Source organism: Chryseobacterium polytrichastri, assembly GCF_900142445.1.
GTDB classification, from domain to species: Bacteria; Bacteroidota; Bacteroidia; order Flavobacteriales; family Weeksellaceae; genus Chryseobacterium; species Chryseobacterium polytrichastri.
Map to the genome: position 1 here is coordinate 135,299 of NZ_FRAV01000003.1, position 16,897 is coordinate 152,195.

General features: G+C 33.1%; 17 protein-coding genes and 5 tRNA genes. 17 read left to right on the plus strand and 5 right to left on the minus strand.

Annotated elements, in window-relative coordinates; all coding sequences use genetic code 11:
• Window positions 1–17 precede the first annotated feature (17 nt).
• Window positions 18–629, minus strand: coding sequence for an L-threonylcarbamoyladenylate synthase (locus tag BUB80_RS02875; protein ID WP_073290778.1), 612 nt, complete (start codon window positions 627–629; stop codon window positions 18–20).
• A gap of 101 nt (window positions 630–730) precedes the next feature.
• Here BUB80_RS02875 and BUB80_RS02880 point away from each other — a divergent pair.
• The 5 genes from BUB80_RS02880 to BUB80_RS02900 all read left to right on the plus strand — a co-directional run bounded on the left by BUB80_RS02880 (window position 731) and on the right by BUB80_RS02900 (window position 1,255).
• A tRNA-Met gene (locus BUB80_RS02880) sits at window positions 731–803 on the plus strand.
• A gap of 39 nt (window positions 804–842) precedes the next feature.
• Window positions 843–915, plus strand: a tRNA-Met gene (locus tag BUB80_RS02885).
• Window positions 916–956: 41 nt separating this feature from the next.
• Window positions 957–1,029, plus strand: a tRNA-Met gene (locus tag BUB80_RS02890).
• 39 nt (window positions 1,030–1,068) lie between these two features.
• A tRNA-Met gene (locus tag BUB80_RS02895) sits at window positions 1,069–1,141 on the plus strand.
• Window positions 1,142–1,182: 41 nt separating this feature from the next.
• Window positions 1,183–1,255, plus strand: a tRNA-Met gene (locus tag BUB80_RS02900).
• Window positions 1,256–1,324: 69 nt separating this feature from the next.
• Here BUB80_RS02900 and BUB80_RS02905 read toward each other — a convergent pair.
• Complete coding sequence (locus tag BUB80_RS02905) at window positions 1,325–2,791, minus strand: aminotransferase-like domain-containing protein (RefSeq protein ID WP_073290779.1); 1,467 nt, start codon at window positions 2,789–2,791, stop codon at window positions 1,325–1,327.
• A gap of 87 nt (window positions 2,792–2,878) precedes the next feature.
• On the opposite strand from BUB80_RS02905, the gene BUB80_RS02910 reads away from it, so the two are divergent.
• Complete coding sequence (locus BUB80_RS02910) at window positions 2,879–3,325, plus strand: GNAT family N-acetyltransferase (RefSeq protein WP_073290781.1); 447 nt, start codon at window positions 2,879–2,881, stop codon at window positions 3,323–3,325.
• A 59-nt stretch (window positions 3,326–3,384) separates the two neighbouring features.
• Here the strand turns inward: BUB80_RS02910 and BUB80_RS02915 are convergent, their stop codons facing one another.
• Window positions 3,385–3,966: a hypothetical protein gene (locus BUB80_RS02915; protein ID WP_073290783.1), complete on the minus strand. Its 582-nt coding sequence runs from the start codon at window positions 3,964–3,966 to the stop codon at window positions 3,385–3,387.
• Window positions 3,967–4,304: 338 nt separating this feature from the next.
• Here BUB80_RS02915 and BUB80_RS02920 point away from each other — a divergent pair, with 338 nt between their 5' ends.
• From BUB80_RS02920 to BUB80_RS02945, 6 genes are all read left to right on the plus strand, one after another.
• On the plus strand, window positions 4,305–4,670 hold the full coding sequence (locus BUB80_RS02920) for a BlaI/MecI/CopY family transcriptional regulator (RefSeq protein WP_054510013.1): 366 nt from the start codon (window positions 4,305–4,307) through the stop codon (window positions 4,668–4,670).
• 2 nt (window positions 4,671–4,672) lie between these two features.
• Window positions 4,673–6,544: a M56 family metallopeptidase gene (locus BUB80_RS02925; RefSeq protein ID WP_073290785.1), complete on the plus strand. Its 1,872-nt coding sequence runs from the start codon at window positions 4,673–4,675 to the stop codon at window positions 6,542–6,544.
• Between the two features lie 60 nt (window positions 6,545–6,604).
• Complete coding sequence (locus tag BUB80_RS02930; RefSeq protein ID WP_073290786.1) at window positions 6,605–7,510, plus strand: GLPGLI family protein; 906 nt, start codon at window positions 6,605–6,607, stop codon at window positions 7,508–7,510.
• A 100-nt stretch (window positions 7,511–7,610) separates the two neighbouring features.
• The gene (locus tag BUB80_RS02935; protein ID WP_073290788.1) at window positions 7,611–8,477 is read left to right on the plus strand and encodes a GLPGLI family protein; all 867 of its coding nucleotides are present in this window, start codon (window positions 7,611–7,613) and stop codon (window positions 8,475–8,477) included.
• A gap of 108 nt (window positions 8,478–8,585) precedes the next feature.
• Entirely contained in the window at window positions 8,586–9,149 is a 564-nt protein-coding gene (locus BUB80_RS02940; protein ID WP_073290790.1) for a sugar O-acetyltransferase, read from the plus strand.
• A gap of 21 nt (window positions 9,150–9,170) precedes the next feature.
• Window positions 9,171–10,010, plus strand: a complete 840-nt coding sequence (locus BUB80_RS02945) for a GLPGLI family protein (protein WP_073290792.1) — start codon at window positions 9,171–9,173, stop codon at window positions 10,008–10,010.
• A 55-nt stretch (window positions 10,011–10,065) separates the two neighbouring features.
• Here BUB80_RS02945 and fsa read toward each other — a convergent pair whose 3' ends face one another.
• Window positions 10,066–10,719, minus strand: a complete 654-nt coding sequence (fsa, locus tag BUB80_RS02950; protein ID WP_073290794.1) for a fructose-6-phosphate aldolase — start codon at window positions 10,717–10,719, stop codon at window positions 10,066–10,068.
• Window positions 10,720–11,634: 915 nt separating this feature from the next.
• On the opposite strand from fsa, the gene BUB80_RS02955 reads away from it, so the two are divergent.
• On the plus strand, window positions 11,635–12,120 hold the full coding sequence (locus tag BUB80_RS02955; RefSeq protein WP_073290796.1) for a YdeI/OmpD-associated family protein: 486 nt from the start codon (window positions 11,635–11,637) through the stop codon (window positions 12,118–12,120).
• A 44-nt stretch (window positions 12,121–12,164) separates the two neighbouring features.
• Here BUB80_RS02955 and BUB80_RS02960 read toward each other — a convergent pair whose 3' ends face one another.
• Window positions 12,165–12,725 carry a hypothetical protein gene (locus BUB80_RS02960; protein WP_073290797.1) on the minus strand — a complete coding sequence of 187 codons (561 nt, stop codon included), beginning with the start codon at window positions 12,723–12,725 and terminating at the stop codon, window positions 12,165–12,167.
• 197 nt (window positions 12,726–12,922) lie between these two features.
• Here BUB80_RS02960 and pepE point away from each other — a divergent pair, with 197 nt between their 5' ends.
• Genes pepE through BUB80_RS02980 form a run of 4 tightly spaced genes read left to right on the plus strand, consistent with a single transcriptional unit; the run spans window position 12,923 to window position 16,770 of the window.
• Complete coding sequence (gene pepE, locus BUB80_RS02965; protein WP_073290799.1) at window positions 12,923–13,618, plus strand: dipeptidase PepE; 696 nt, start codon at window positions 12,923–12,925, stop codon at window positions 13,616–13,618.
• Window positions 13,619–13,627: 9 nt separating this feature from the next.
• Window positions 13,628–14,182 carry a hypothetical protein gene (locus BUB80_RS02970; protein ID WP_073290800.1) on the plus strand — a complete coding sequence of 185 codons (555 nt, stop codon included), beginning with the start codon at window positions 13,628–13,630 and terminating at the stop codon, window positions 14,180–14,182.
• A gap of 53 nt (window positions 14,183–14,235) precedes the next feature.
• Window positions 14,236–15,609 carry a D-alanyl-D-alanine carboxypeptidase/D-alanyl-D-alanine endopeptidase gene (gene dacB / locus BUB80_RS02975; RefSeq protein ID WP_073290802.1) on the plus strand — a complete coding sequence of 458 codons (1,374 nt, stop codon included), beginning with the start codon at window positions 14,236–14,238 and terminating at the stop codon, window positions 15,607–15,609.
• Window positions 15,610–15,612: 3 nt separating this feature from the next.
• A complete protein-coding gene (locus BUB80_RS02980) occupies window positions 15,613–16,770 on the plus strand; it encodes a sensor histidine kinase (protein ID WP_228433661.1) in 1,158 nt (385 codons plus the stop codon).
• Window positions 16,771–16,897: the final 127 nt, after the last annotated feature.

Genomic DNA, 16,897 nt, shown 5'->3' on the forward strand with positions numbered 1-16,897 from the left:
TGACCGAGGAGGTATAATTAAATAATTCCTTTTCCTTGTCTGATTACTTCAGGTTCTCCGGAAGTCAAGTCTACGATGGTAGAAGCTACATTATCTCCATAGCCTGAATCAATAACAATATCCACCAAATGATCATATTTTTCAGCAATTAGTTCTGGATCTGTAGAATATTCCAAGACTTCATCATCATCTTTAATAGAGGTTGAGGCAATGGGATGTCCTAATTTTTCTACAATAAGCTGCGGAATTGGATGATCCGGAACACGAATACCAATTGTTTTATGACCTTTATAAGCTAACGGAACATTTTTGTTGGCGTCCAAAATAAAGGTGAAAGGACCTGGAAGGTGACTTTTTAAAAACCTGAAAATAGAAGTATCAATAGGTCTTGTAAAATCTGAAAGATGGCTTAGATCATTACAAATAATAGAGAACTGAGCCTTTTCAAGTTTCATTTTTTTCAGTTGAGCCAGTTTTTCCATGGCTTTTATGTCAAAAATATTACAACCTAAGGCATAAATTGTATCAGACGGATAAATAATTAATCCGCCATTATTCAAAGTTTTAATAACCTCATTTATAAGATTTTCCTGAGGGTTGTCTGGGTAAATTTTCAATATTTTTGCCATAGTACAAAGATACAAATATTAAAATAGTTTTCATAAAACTCCTTTATTTAAAAGAAAAATTAGGATTTTGAAAATATTATCGTACATTTGCAATCCAATAACGCGGGATGGAGCAGTAGGTAGCTCGTCGGGCTCATAACCCGAAGGTCATAGGTTCGAGTCCTGTTCCCGCTACTAAGTTAAGTGCTTTCGGTAAGCACTCTAAAGATACACCGCGGGATGGAGCAGTAGGTAGCTCGTCGGGCTCATAACCCGAAGGTCATCGGTTCGAGTCCGGTTCCCGCTACTAAGTTATAAGTGCTTTCGGTAAGCACTCTAAAGATACACCGCGGGATGGAGCAGTAGGTAGCTCGTCGGGCTCATAACCCGAAGGTCATAGGTTCGAGTCCTGTTCCCGCTACTAAGTTAAGTGCTTTCGGTAAGCACTCTAAAGATACACCGCGGGATGGAGCAGTAGGTAGCTCGTCGGGCTCATAACCCGAAGGTCATCGGTTCGAGTCCGGTTCCCGCTACTAAGTTATAAGTGCTTTCGGTAAGCACTCTAAAGATACACCGCGGGATGGAGCAGTAGGTAGCTCGTCGGGCTCATAACCCGAAGGTCATAGGTTCGAGTCCTGTTCCCGCTACTAAAGTTAAAAGAGAAACACAATGTGGTTCTCTTTTTTTGTGTACATCTTTTTGAAAAAAAATTTTAATCACGTGATTTTTGATTTTACCGTTAAATTTTCAAATATTGTTCTGAGTGTATCCACAATTTCTTCAAGTTCCTTTTCATCCTTAGAAGCAAAACCAAAGCGGAAGGCATTAAGTTTTTCATCGATTCGAATAATTTTTAATTGTGGTACTTTCATTAAATTACTAATAGGATATTCAGGTGAAACTTTAATCCAGATAGCCATTCCTCCTGATGGCAATGAATAAGAAATATATTTAGATAATCTATTTTTCAATAAATGATCTAAATAACCTCTGCGGTGAAGGTAAATTTTCTTTGCTTTTTTAAGGTGTCTTTTAAGTTCATTTTCTTTAATTAAATAGGCTAATGCATTCTGCATATATCCGTCACCACCAACATCAATCATTTTTCGAAGCGCGGTGCATTGTATAATAAAATTTTCTGGTGCGATCATAAAACCAATTCGCAGGGAAGGGTCCAGCATTTTAGAGAATGAACCAATATAAATTACATTTCCATTATGATTTCCACTTGCCACCGGCAGATAGGGAGAAGATGTATAGTGGTAATCATAGTCATAATCATCCTCAATGATGGCAAATGAATATTGATGAGACAATTCTAACAGCTTTATCCTTCTGTCTACACTTAAGGTAACGGTAGTTGGATAATGATGATGAGGAATGACGTAGACGGCATTGATCTTTTTCTTTCTACAAATTTCTTCAATTGCAACGGTATCTATTCCATTTTCATCTACAGGAATCTCAATAAGTTCTGCCCCTGTTTCTTCAAACGTTTTGTTGGCAATAGGATAGTTGGGCTTACCTACAAGAATACAGGATTCTGAATTTAAAAGCAACTGAGCAGAAAGATAAATACTCATTTGTGCGCCATGGGTAATCAGTAGATTATCTACTTTACTATTGATACCTCTTGTTTCTGACAGATACTGAACTAATTCCTGCCGTAGCGGTAATGTACCTTGCTCGGTGCCAATACAGGCATTTTTAATGGTATGTCTTTTTGAGGTATAAGAGCGATAGGTTTTAAGCAATTCATCAATAGGGGAAAGTCTTACATCCGGATGGCCGTCATCAATAATTAGATCAGGAATTGCAATTACATTGTCTTTAATTTCATGATCAATTATTCTGAACGGAAGATTAAAAACGTTATCATAAGAAGGTTGTGCTTTTACTATATTCCATTTGTTTGGATTGAATATTGGAATGCGGTCTGACACCATGATGTATTTCCTTGGAATAATGATCACCCAATCCTGAGCATTCAATTCTTCATACGCAGCAATTACTGTTTTGCGGTGTATTCCTAAACTTTTTGACAAATCGCGAGTACCTGGAAGACGTGCTCCTGCTTTTAATACTCCATTTCTAATGGCATTGATTATTGAAAATGCAATTTGTCTGTAAATAGGCAATTTGCTTGCCCTATCAATGGTAATAATGTGTTCAAATGGAAACATATTGGACTACTTAATAAATAAAAACTGGAGCACTAATGTAGTCCTTCTTAGAGATATTTTTGCCAGATAATTAAAATAATTACAACAATGAATTACACAATTAAAAAAGCCACTCTTGAAGATTTAGAAGACACTGCAAATTTGTTCAATCTTTACCGTATTTTTTATCGTCAGGAATCAGATCTGGAAAAAGGGAAAGCATTCATGAAAGAAAGATTCTTAAATAGTGAATCTGATATTTTTCTTGCTATTATAGAGGGAAAAGCAGTAGGTTTTGTACAGCTTTATAAGCTCTTTCATTATACCAAATTACAAAAACAATGGTTGTTGAGTGATTTATTTGTACATCCTGATTATAGAGGCAAAGGAGTTTCTGTAGCGCTAATTGATCGCAGTAAGCAGTGGGCAGAAGAAACAGGAGCTTGTGGGCTGATGCTTGAAACAGAAAAAACAAATGAAATTGGAAATACACTCTATCCACGATGCGGATTTGAGTATGATGGAGCTCACAACTATTACTACTGGTGGAAATAGAATAGGAGAACTTAAAAATAAGGTCAAAAAAAATCCCGCTTTTAAAGCGGGATTCTATATTATTGTGCTATTTCAGCGTAAGGTCTTAATTTGTAATCTTCAGCATTTGTTTGATCCAAAAACTCTTTCTTTTGATTACCTTTCATTCTTCCTGCAGCGTCGCTTGCATTGAAATAAGCATCGCTTAGCTTAGTTGCCATTTCAGCAGGTTTGAAGTCTATCTTAGTATCACCTTCTACCCCAAGATATCCGTTCTTTTTAGTAAGGTAAGTGATGTAGTTTTTATAGTTAATCATGGTATCTCTAAACATTCTATTGTGATACTCCATGCATTTTTTAGATTTTTTTGAAGAATTGTTTAGAATACAGCTCGACATGTTTCCTCTGTACAGACGCCATTCATCCTCAACTTTTTTATATTCTTTTCCCAAAGCAATTTTTCCGTTGGTAAGGATATTATTGTCACCTTCTTTAGTTGCAATAGTTTGTAAATGTCCTATAACAATAGGTACTGTACTTTCAATTTTGGATTTAGTCTCTTTTAAAGTCCCAAAATCTGCAGCAGGAGAGTTTTTCTTTTGAGCAGTCGTTACATTAAAAATAAGTAGTAATAGTACAATTAATAAATTATATCTTTTCATGAGAAATTTTTAAAGCACTAAAATAAATATATTTTATCACTTTAAACAAGTAGATTTTAATTTTATTTAATAAATTTTAACAAGTTTTAAGAATTTACATTCTAATATCATATTTTACTGTTAATTAATGAGGTGATAATTTCGATCAATTAAAAATTTAGCATATTGTAATGAAATTTATTTAATTGATTTTTAAACACTTATGGTTTTTTCATTTTTATCACTAGAAAATTAGTTGTTAGAATGGAATTTATTTCTACATTTGTATAACTAATTTCTTAGTGATATGAAATTTTAATACAATTTCCTATCATATTTAATGATAAATGAAACAGGATATGAAAATTCAGACTTTAACAAAAGCAGAAGAACAAGTGATGCAGTATTTGTGGAAACTCGAAAAAGGATTTCTAAAAGACGTTTTAGATTTATTTCCAGAGCCTAAACCACATACCAATACCGTTTCTACTATTTTAAAAGTATTGAAAGACAAAGAATTCGTAGACTATAATGTGTACGGAAGACAGCATGAGTACTTTCCACTCATTACGAAAGAGCAGTATTCTGGAAAGACAATGAAAAGCCTTGTGAAAAATTATTTCAAAGGTTCTTACAAAAGCGCTGTTTCCTTTCTTGTAGAAAAGAATGAGATGACAGTGGAAGATCTTGAAATGTTATTAAGCGAACTTAAAAAGAAAGACTAGCTATGGAAGCCCTAATTCTATACTTTGGAAAAGTAATTTTATCTTCTGGTGTAATGTTTTTGTATTATCAGTTGTCTTTAAAAGATAAGACCTTTCATCATTACAACAGATTTTATTTATTGTCTGCGATATTGATATCCTTATTATTGCCTTTAATCAGGGTAAATGATTTTACGATAGAGGTAAATAATGATGTATATAGGCTTCTTGACAGGCTACAGAATTTTAATACAACCAAAAACTTAAATAATGACCACACTTATTTTAGAATTATTTTTTCAGCTTTGGGATTGGGTTCTCTCTATTTTTTAGGAAGATTTATTTATGGGATCTTTAGGATCCAGCAGCTTAAAAAGCAATTTCACAAAGAAAGTTTTGATGGGATTAATTTTTACCATACAAACCTTACCGAAGCACCATTTTCTTACTTTAAAAACCTTTTCTGGAAGAATACAATCATGTTGAATTCAGACATTGGAAAACAGATCTTAAAGCATGAAATGGTGCATATTGAGCAGAAACATTCATTTGATAAAATCTTTATTGAAGTGATTACTTCTGTTTTCTGGTTCAATCCTTTTTTTTATATCATTAAAAAAGAAATCAGTTTAATCCACGAGTATCTGGCTGATAAAAAGGCCGTAAAACAATCGGACACCAAAGCATTTGCGCAGATGCTTTTAGCAAGTCACTTTTCCGGAACACAGTTACCTGCCACCAGTCCGTTTCTAAGTTCAAATCTAAAAAAACGACTCAAAATGTTACAAAAACCTAAAACCAAATTCGGGTATGCGCGAAGAATTTTTGCATTGCCGGTTTTATTTTCAGTGGCTTTTGCCTACATGGTAAATGCTAAAAATAAAGAGATTAAAGAAACGAATAGAGAAATTGAACAAGCCGTTTCTCAGATTAAAAAAGACACGATAAGACCAGAGAAATCTAGCAATATAGTTGTTGCTCCAAATGTTTATAAAAAATCAGACGATGAGAAAAAAATTGCTGATCTGAGTAAAAAAATACAAGAAAAAAGTAAAGTTTTAAAAGAATTAAAACCTGAAAGTAAAGAGTTTCAAAAACATGTTGATGAATTAGGAGAACTTTCATCAGAAATAGGTAAAATAGCAAGTTCTGATAATTTCCAGAAAACTGTATTAGCTTACAGAATGAATGGGAATGAGATGAAGAATGTCAATGATTTTTTTAAATCTGACGAATGGAAAAGTAAAGTGAAAGAGCTTAAAAACATGAATATTGAAATGCCGGAGATGCCGGAAATGAATTTTGATTTTCCTGATGTTCCTCCGTTTCCACCTGTTCCTAATGCACCGAGTGCTCCCAACTCTCCAAATACTTCGAAATTAAAGGTTTATAGATTCAATGGCCAGAAAGACATGAAATGGAGCCCTGAAGCTGAAATGAATATGGCTGAAAGAGCTAAAGAATCTGCATCTACAGCAAAAAAAAGAGCTGAAATCGACAGAAAGAGAGCAAAACTTGAAGAGAAAAGAGCAAAGCTGGAAGGTGAAAGAGCCAAACTTGAGGCAGAAAGAAGAGTTTTAGATGGAGATAATAGACGAGTTTATATTCAAAGTAGTAGCTTTAGCAATGTTCCACAAGATAAAATGTTGAGAATTAATGCTGATAATATGAGAGTGAAGAGAGGTCAGAACGATAGTTTCATAATGACGACTACAGGATCAGGGAATATTTCGGGCAATGTAGAAGATTTGAAAATTTTTATTGATGGGAAACAATCTACAAAGCAAGAGATGGAGGCTTTAAAACCAAATGAAATTTCCTCAATGACGGTCGTTAGAAACTCTAATAATAAAGGAAAATACGAAGGTAGTATACAAATTCAGACCAAAAAATAAAGTTCAATTGGCTTTGTTGATCTCTCAGTTAGCAAAGCCTTTTATTTTAAAAAGCTAAATATGAAAAAAAATATTTTATTCTTTTTGCTTGTAAGTGTTTTTGCAACAGCACAAACCAATAGATTTTTCTATGAATACAAGTATATTCCAAACTCTGAGGATAAAGCAGATGTAAAAAAAGAAATGATGCTTTTGGATATCACCAAGGATGGATCAAGCTATTATAGTCAGGACAAGTTTGTAGGAGATTCTATAGCAAAAGCAGATCTTGAAAAGCAACTGAAAGGTGGTTCCGGAAATATCAGTATCAATAGAAGAGAAAAATCGGGACAGGTTTCTTATAAAGTCACTAAGCAGTATCCAGATTTTAAAACCTATTTGTTTAGAAATATTTCTACAGATCAATATAAAATTCAGGAAGATAAAAAGCCTGAATGGAAAATTCTTCCAGATAAAGAGAAAATTGGAGCCTACAATACCCAAAAAGCAACCACTAATTTCGGAGGAAGAGACTGGACAGCTTGGTTCACGACAGATATTCCTTTTCAGGACGGACCGTATAAATTTTATGGTTTACCGGGCTTGATTGTTAAAATTGAAGATGTTACCGGTTCCCATCGTATGACGTTGGTTGGAAATAAAACAGTGCAGACGCCCACCACCGATAAGGAGACGCAAATGCCTCAAGGGATGACTATTTTCGGAATGGGAGGTAAGGATATTGAAGTTACAAAAGATCAGTTTAGAAAAGTATGGAAAGCCTATGTAAATGATCCTACTAAAAATATGCGTGAAATGATGATGAAAAACGGAGGAGATTCTAATCAAAAAATAGTTTTTAAAACGAGAACTGCAGACGGAAAAGAAATCTCAGATCCTAATCAGGTATTTAGAGAAATGGAAAAGAGAACAAAAGAAACATTAGCTAAAAATAACAACCCGATAGAACCGGATTTGGTGAAATAGACAAAATATTTTTTTAATTAAAGAACACATGATAGAAAGTAATTTTTGTCCTGTTTTTGTTATCTTTAAACGCTAAAAATACTAAAAATCAAATTAAACCATGAAGAAAATACTATTGTTATTCTTTCTATTGTCGGTACTTATTATTAATGCACAATATCAAAGGTTTGTCTATGAATATAAATTTGCCATAGATTCAACAGCAAAAGATAAAACTGAAACTGAATTAATGAACCTCGATATTGCTCCAAAAGGATCAAAATTCTACAGTAAAGATTATCAGGAATTAGATTCGTTGATGACTGCATATATACAAAAGCAGGTGAAATCGGGAATTAAAGATTTTAGCCTTTCCGGAATGGGATATAAAGGAGAAATGAGGTATTTTGTTGAAAAAAGTTATCCCGATTATGCTTTAAGTTATTTTAATTCTCTCCTTTCGGACGAATACTTGGTAAAAGATACCCGAAAGCAGCAATGGAAAATTCTTTCAGATAAAGAAAAAATAGGGGATTTTAATGCTCAAAAAGCAGTTTGTGATTTTGCGGGCAGAAAATGGACAGCTTGGTTTACTACAGATATTCCGATTCAGGATGGACCTTATAAATTCCACGGATTGCCAGGTTTAATTATAAAATTGGAAGACAATACGCATACTCATCTATTTGAACTTAAAGGAGTCAAAAAACTTCCGGAAACAAGCGAATGGAAAAGCCAAAAAGAGAAGAAAAGATATAATGCTCTTATTACTTTAGATCAGGAAAAATATAAAAAAGGTTTTAAAGATTATCTTCAAGATCCTATGAAAGGGCAGCGACAATTACTGAGTAGCGGAACTATTATTGAAATGCGGGATGACTCTGGAAAAGTGATAGATCCTGCTAAGCAGATGCGCGAAGATGAAAAAAGGCTTAAAGAAAAGCTGAAAAAGCAGAATAATATTCTTGAACTTGATCTATTACAGTAAAATATCATTTTAAAATAATTTTTTAAAAATCAAAAACAGGATGGAAACTACTTTTCATCCTGTTTTTCTTTTATTATCTTTAGGGGTTTAAATACCAAAAAGCAAAATATGACAGAGAAAGAAAAATGTGAAAAAGGATTATTGTACGATGCAAATTATGACCCTGAATTGATTGATGAGCGTATTACCTGCAAAGATTTATGCTTAGAATATAATCAGATCAAAAACTCAGACCTTCCTAAAAGAAAGGAATTGATTAAAAAAATCATTAAAAAGACAAAAGAAAATCTCTGTATAGAACCCAATTTTTGGTGTGATTACGGATATAATATTGAGGTAGGTGAAAACTTTTATGCCAATCATAATCTTGTTATTTTAGATTGCGCCACAGTGAAGTTTGGAGATAATGTTTTCATAGGTCCTAACTGTAGTTTTTATACCGCAGGGCATCCTTTAGATGTTAAACAAAGAAATGCAGGCCTTGAATATGCGCGTCCCATCACAGTTGGAGATAACGTATGGTTCGGAGGGAATGTAGTCGTTTTGCCTGGAGTTTCTATTGGAAATAATTCGGTGATAGGAGCGGGAAGTGTTGTCACAAAAGATATTCCTGATAATGTTGTGGCAGTAGGAAATCCGTGCAAAGTTGTTAAAGCTATTGACGAAAACTAAACACAATTCTAAAATTAAATTATGAAAAAAATATTTTTAGTATTATTTCTATTGTCAGTACTTATTATTGATGCACAAAGTCAGCGTTTTGTGTATGAATATAGGCTCGTTGCAGATTCTACAGCCAAAAAAGACGTCAAAACTGAGATAATGTATCTCGATGTTTCGAAAAAAGGATCTAAATTTTACAGTAGTGAGGTAGCCATCTCAGATTCTATGAGAGAAGACAGAATTAAGAAAGGTATTCATGATTTCTCAGGAATTAACTTCGGATATATTCCTTTTGTGGTAGAGAAATCTTATCCGGATTATAAAACCTTATTCTTTAATAGTTTGGATGTAGATAAATATAAAGTGACAGATGACAGGCCTCAAAACTGGAAAATTCTACCGGACAAAGAAAAAATAGGAGAGTTTACAGCTCAAAAAGCAACCTTAGATTTTGGAGGAAGAAAATGGACGGCTTGGTTTGTAACAGATATTCCTATTCAGGATGGACCGTATAAGTTTCATGGGCTACCGGGTTTAATTGTGAAGATTGAAGATAAAACGAACTCTCATTCATTTGTATTAAAAGAAGTGAAAAAGCGAAATGAAGATTGGGTTACTGAAGGTGAAAAAAAATCATTTACTAAAGTAATTCCTGTCAATATGGAAACGTATAAAAAGCAGTTTATAGAAAGCAGAAACAATCCTACAAAGGGTCTACGTCAGATGCTTGCTTCAGGGACAAAGGTTATAATGATGGGAGAAAACGGAAAACCGATTGAGCCGGAAATGATGATGAAAATGCGAGAGAAAGAAGGAAAAGAAGAAAACGCAAAGAATAATAATTTGTTAGAATTAGATTTATTGAAATAAAACAAAAACCCGAAACTCAGTTTCGGGTTTTTTATGCTTTATAGTGAGCGTAATGTTAAGCTAATTTCGCTGAATCTGCAATAAATTGAGCCAATCCGCTGTCTGTTAATGGGTGTCTCAACAAGCTCAAGATTGGAGGAAGTGGAGAAGTAATAACATCAGCACCAATTTTAGCACAATCAATAATGTGCATTTGGTGACGGATAGATGCTGCTAAGATTTCAGTGTCATACATATAGTTATCAAAAATTAATCTGATTTCTTGGATTAGGTTTAATCCGTCTGTAGAAATATCATCAAGTCTTCCTAAGAAAGGAGAAACGTAAGTTGCGCCAGCTTTTGCTGCTAAAAGAGCTTGCCCAGCAGAGAAAATCAATGTACAGTTAGTTTTGATTCCTTTATCTGAAAAATATTTTAAAGCTTTGATACCATCCTTAATCATTGGAATTTTCACAACGATATTTGGGTGGATTGCAGCCAACTCATCACCTTCTTTGATCATTTCTTCGTAAGTGGTAGAAAGTACTTCTGCAGAAATATCTCCGTCTACGATCTCGCAAATTGCTTTGTAATGGTTTTTAATAGCCTCAGCTCCCTGAATTCCTTCTTTAGCCATTAAAGACGGGTTAGTTGTTACACCATCTAAAATTCCAAGATCTTTTGCTTCTTTTATTTGCTCTAAATTGGCAGTGTCAATAAAAAATTTCATTTGTTTAAAGATTTATTTATACAAAGATAAACATTACTTTTTGAGTGGGAAACTTAATTAGAATTACGTTTTTAATAACATCACGAAAATTCAAAAAAAATTTGAGAAGGGTTAAAAAATAAACGATAAGCCTGTGATAACTAATTAAAAAATTCAATCACAAATCGAAGATTCGACGCAGTCAAAAGGGGCAAAAGCTATTATTGAATCATTTAAAATGTAAATATTTTGAAAAAAAAAGCCCGCAAAAGGATAATATTTCGACTCCGCTCAATAGGCAAATATTTTTTTAACTTATGTGTTTCTTGTTTGGACTTCATGATGAACTTAAATAACTCAAGTGTTAATCTTTGTGTCTCTTTTGCGGTTAAAATAAAAAGGGTGAACAAGTTCTATAAAATATTCTTAAACCCAACTTAGAGCCTGTTTAGATTTTACTCAATAATTTTTATACATCTAGTTATCAGTCGTTTATTTTCATCAACAATACTCAATAGATGATGTTTGAAATTATTTTTTGATTAAAAAGATTAACGCAAAGTTGATGAATAATTTTGCTTTATTCTAAGTGAGCAAAGTCATGCGACTTCGTCGCTGATGAAGCTGTATGCTTATCCATACGCTTCGACGAATCAACGAAGTTGATTCTATCCTTTGCTCCCTGAAAACATAGATAATGAAGCTAAAGCTTTGCGTTAGAAAAATAGGTCATCAGTACATTGTCTTTTAAATCAAAAAAAATCCTTAAAGAATATGATTTAGATAAAGATTTGAATGTGATGCTAAAAATTAAATTTAGAAATTTAAACAGGCTCTTACACTAATATTTTTCACAAATAAAACACAATCATCTGCGCAAATCTGTGAAATCCGTGGGAAATAAAAACTAAGAGCAGAAATCTTAACTTTACTTCAATGAAAAACCATTTCACATCACAACTCAACATTATCGGTATCAATCCTTTTGTATTTATTCCTGAGGAAATTTTAAATGAAATTTTTGAAAGTTCGGGAAGAAACAAAAGTCCAATTGCTGTGAAAGGAATAGTAAATGGGAAAGAATTTACACAAAACTTAATGAAATATTTAGGAGAATGGAGGTTATACATCAACCTAACCATGTTGAAAAATTCTCCCAAAAGAATAGGTGAAACTATTGAAGTTGCTGTTGAATTTGATGATGCGGACAGAACTATTTCCATCCATCCTCAATTAGACAAAGCAATCAGGGAAAACCCTGTCACGTTAAAGAATTTTGAAAACCTTATTCCTTCAAGAAAACTGGAATTGATTCGTTATATCAATAATTTAAAAACAGAAGCGAGCATTCAAAGGAATATTGAAAATATCATCAAACATCTGCAAGGTGAAGTAGATTTTTTTGGAAAAAGGATTAATTAAAATCAATAAAAAAATCCGAGAAAATTTCCCGGATTTTAGTTTCTTTAAGAATTTAAAGTTTTACTTAATTTTAAAGCATCTTGATTGGTTGGATCATATTGGATGGATTTGGCAATATGCTCTTTGGCTTTCGCAGGATCAGATTGTTGTTCTGCAAAGGCGATATAGAAATAAGCGTAGGCCAAATTTTTCTTATTTTGTTCTACTTCTTCCGGTTTTACCGTAGCAATGTATTTCTCATAAGAAAGTTTTGCATTGGCATCATCTTTACCTGCTTGATAAGCGTATGCCTGACTGTAGTAAGATGGAGCCCAATCGGGTAACAAAGCAGATATCTTTTTCCATGTAGCCACTGCATTGGTCCAGTCTGAAGCGTCTTGATAGGCGCCCGCCAATTTGGCTAGTGATTCTGTATCTTTTGGATTGGCTTCAATTTGTTTTTTAAGACCATCAATCGTAGCATTACCAGATTGAGTGGTGGCAGCCGTACTTGTTGTACTATTTGCAGTATCTGTTTGAGTGGTTTGTGCATTCGCAAAACCAGCACTTCCTACAAGGATTAAACCTAAAAATAGATTTTTGATATTAATTTTAGTCATTTTCATAATCGTACATTTTTAAAATTTCTATAGTTTAAAATTCAATAATAATTCCAGAAAGTCAGAAATTTTAGAAGCTTTAAGGTTTTTTAGAAAATATTAACGGCTAAACGATTTTTTTTAGCTTAATTTTTGATTCCTGCGTGTTTGAGTTTATCTTTGTAATTCAACTGTTTTTTTAATAATCAATATAATTTCCCGATATGAATATCATATTAGCCTCAACTTCCACAATTTTTGGTGGAGAATATTTAGAATATTTAAGAGAAGAATTAATACAATTATATAAAGGAATTGATGAAATTATTTTCATTCCTTATGCAAGACCTGGTGGGATTTCCCATGAGGACTACACTGCAAAAGCAAGTTCGTTCTTCGAAACAATTAATATAAAGGTAAAAGGTCTTCATGAATTTGAAGATACAATGGAAGCGTTACACAATGCCAAAGGTTATTTTACAGGCGGTGGAAATACATTTTTATTGGTTAAAACTTTGCATGAAGAAGGATTGATGTCAGTTTTAAAATCAAATGTAGAAAATGGAAAAGCCTACTTAGGTTGCAGCGCAGGAAGTAATATTGGTGGACAAAATATGAAAACCACGAACGATATGCCGATCGTTTATCCACCAAGCTTTGATTGTATGGGGTTGGTTCCTTTTAACCTTAATCCACATTATTTAGATCCAAATCCGGATTTGAAACATAATGGAGAAACAAGAGAAACCAGAATTATGGAATTTTTAACGCAAAATGATCTTAAAGTGGTTGGACTTCGTGAAGGAAACTGGATCAGAAGAATTGATGATACAATTACTGTTGAAGGAAGTGAACTGACAAGGATTTTTGAAAAAGGAAAAGAACCTTATGAAATAGAGTCTGGAAGTGAACTTTTATAAGGGCAAAATATGAGAAAAATAGCTTTTGTTTTCTTTTTTTTATTCTATTGTTTTTTTTATTCTCAAAACCTTGAAGTTTCAGATGAAGAAGTTTATGAAGCAATAAATTTTATAATTAAAAAGCGTAGTGAGAAATCAATTAAGGAGATTAAAATTATTACAGAAGATCCAAATGTAAAAGGTGATTTTAAATATTATGATGATAAAATATTAAAAGAGTTTTTTAATGTTAAAGATTTAAAAGTGATTAAGGATCAATACACAACTATAAATGATTTTGTGTTGAATCCTAAATATATTTTTAATTTGAGAATCATACATAAAAAAGAATTACTAAGTTATAGCTCATCAAATAATAGTTTTTGGACTGAATTCAATAAAAAACATGGGAATGTGGCATTTATGTTCGTAGGTAAACCATTGTTCACTTTAGATAAAAAAAGAGTCATTATTAATTATGGTTACTATTGTGGAGGACTTTGTGGATGGGGGGAAAGAGTAATACTTAAAAAAGTGAAAAATATTTGGATAATAGAAAAGGTTGTATCAGGTTTCATAAGTTAGTTATGATTGTATTTAGCCAAAATCTTTATATTTGATATGAATAAAAAAATGCAATGAAAAAAACGTTTGTGGTCCTTGCGATTTCAAGTCAGCTCATTTTCGCTCAAAATATAGCCCAAAAACTAGATAAGGTAACCAAAGATTTGATGGATTCTTCAGGTGCTGTTGCCACTAATTTATCTTTTTACGTGTCGGATGAAAGCGGAAATTTTATTTATGAATATCAAGGGAATAAAGGTCTTTCAACAGCTTCTACACAGAAAATATTCACTGCCGCAGCGGCGTTGGAAACTTTAGGCAAAAATTATACATATAAAACTACTTCAAGCTATTCCGGAACGCTTTCGGGAGGAAATTTGAATGGAAATCTTTTCATTTCATCCAACGGCGATCCTACGCTGGGAAGCTGGCGTTATGATTCTTATAAACCGGAGAATTTTAAAAAGAAACTTATTGATGCCGTTAAAAAATCGGGAATTATAAAGATCTCTGGTGATTTAATTATTGATGATTCTTATTTTGACCATCAAACAGTTCCCGGAGGTTGGCCTTGGGATGATATGGGGAATTATTACGGAGCCGGAGTTTGGGGGATTAATTGGAAAGAAAATCAGTTTGATATTAATATCAATGGAACCGATTTTAAAAATTTTTCTTATCCGTTGGAAGGTGTAAAATGGTTGAATGATTTAAAAACTGGTGGAAGTTCCGACCAAAGTTTGATCTTTACAGCGCCTCGTTCTCATGTTGCTTTAATCAATGGAACACTGCCCGCAGGAAAAACGGTTACTGTTTCTGGTTCTACTCCCAATCCACCATTGCAATTGGGGCTTGAAATAAAAGATTGGTTAAAAGAATCTGGAATTGAGTTTTCAGGAAAAGTAGTTACTAATTCCCAACTCGAATTGGAAGGGAAACAGTCTTTAGAAGCTCCCAAAACGAATGTCATTCTTACGTATGAATCTCCAACGTTGGATAAAATCGTATATTGGTTTTTAAGAAAGAGCATCAATATGTATGGTGAAACATTTATTAAAACGTTGGGGAAAGAGAAAAAAGGAGATCCAAGTTTTAAAAGTGGAGTCGTTTTTCTTAAAGAATTTTGGAAATCAAAGGGGATCAATCCGAATATGATCAATTTTGCTGATGGAAGTGGACTTTCACCACAGAATTATGTTTCTGCAAAAGCAGAAGTTCAGGCACTGTTATATGCTAAAAAACAGCCGTGGTTCGAATCTTATTATGATGGTTTTCCGATACAGGATAACGGCATGAAAATGAAAAGCGGAACCATGAGAGATACAAAATCCTACGCAGGATATCATACAGGAAAAGATGATAAAAAATATGTGTTCTCTATTATTATCAATAATTATCAGGGGAGCGGAAGTACAGAGTTGCAGAAAATTCTGAATGTTTTAAAATAAATTATTTTGAGAAAATCCATATTTGCCAGATTAAATAACTGGATTATATTTGCTCTAATGACGATTGTGGTGTTAACTATTGTTGTAGCATCTACCATATTAATCAATTTTCTACGTAAAGAAGAAATCAAAAGGGTTGATATTTTGGTGAGTGCCATCAAATTTCAACAGGAAATGGGTAATCCCAATTTAGAAATTCAGGCATTGCTTCTTCAGATTTATGGTTCAAACAGTACGATTCCTGTTATTCTTTTAGATAAGAACGATAGAATTATGGAGCATAAAAATCTGCCCAAGGATATAGGAAATGACCCGGCAAAAATAGTGACTTTAGCAAAAAAAATGTCTAAGAGCTATAAGCCTATTGAAATTGAAATTGTGAAAGGAGACAAGCAGATTGTTTTTTATGATAACTCTCCATTGTTGAATAATTTACGGTATTCTCCCTATATATTAGGCTTTTTTATTTTATGCTATTTCTTATTTTCTTTCTGGTTTTTCAGAACTATTAAAAAAACAGATGAAGGCTATTTGTGGGCTGGTTTAGCAAAAGAAACGGCGCATCAGATTGGTACTCCGCTATCTTCAATGATCGGCTGGATGGAAATTATGAAGTTAGATAATCCAGATTCTGAAGGGGTACATGAAATAGAAAAAGACATTGAAAGGTTACGAACGATTTCCGAACGGTTTTCAAAGATTGGTTCTATTCCTGAGCTCAATGACATGAATTTTAATAAAACGATTGATGAAAATTTTGATTATTTAAAGACCAGAATTTCAAGAAAAATTGATTTTAGCCTGCACCTTCCTAAATATGATATACTGGTTCCCCACAATAAAATCCTGATGAGTTGGGTGATTGAAAATTTGGTTAAAAATGCAGTAGATGCAATGAGAGGAGAAGGAACGTTGCAAATGTTTGTTTTCGAAAGAAATAAAAATATTCTCATTGAAGTAAAAGATACCGGAAGCGGGATGACCAAACAACAAGCCAGAAATGCTTTTAAGCCTGGATATTCTACTAAGAAAAGAGGTTGGGGATTAGGTTTGTCTTTGGCGAAAAGAGTTGTTCAGGAATATCATAATGGAGATATTAAGATTTCCCAGACCGAAGTTGGAAAAGGAACAACTTTTAGAATAACGATTAAAAAAGGGTAAAAAAACGATATTATTTGTCATTGCGAGGAGCAAAGCGACGAAGCAATCTCAACTTAAAAATGAAGTTTAAACTTAATTACTCTTAAATTCTTAATAGAACTTAATGGTTAAATTTTAAAACATTAAG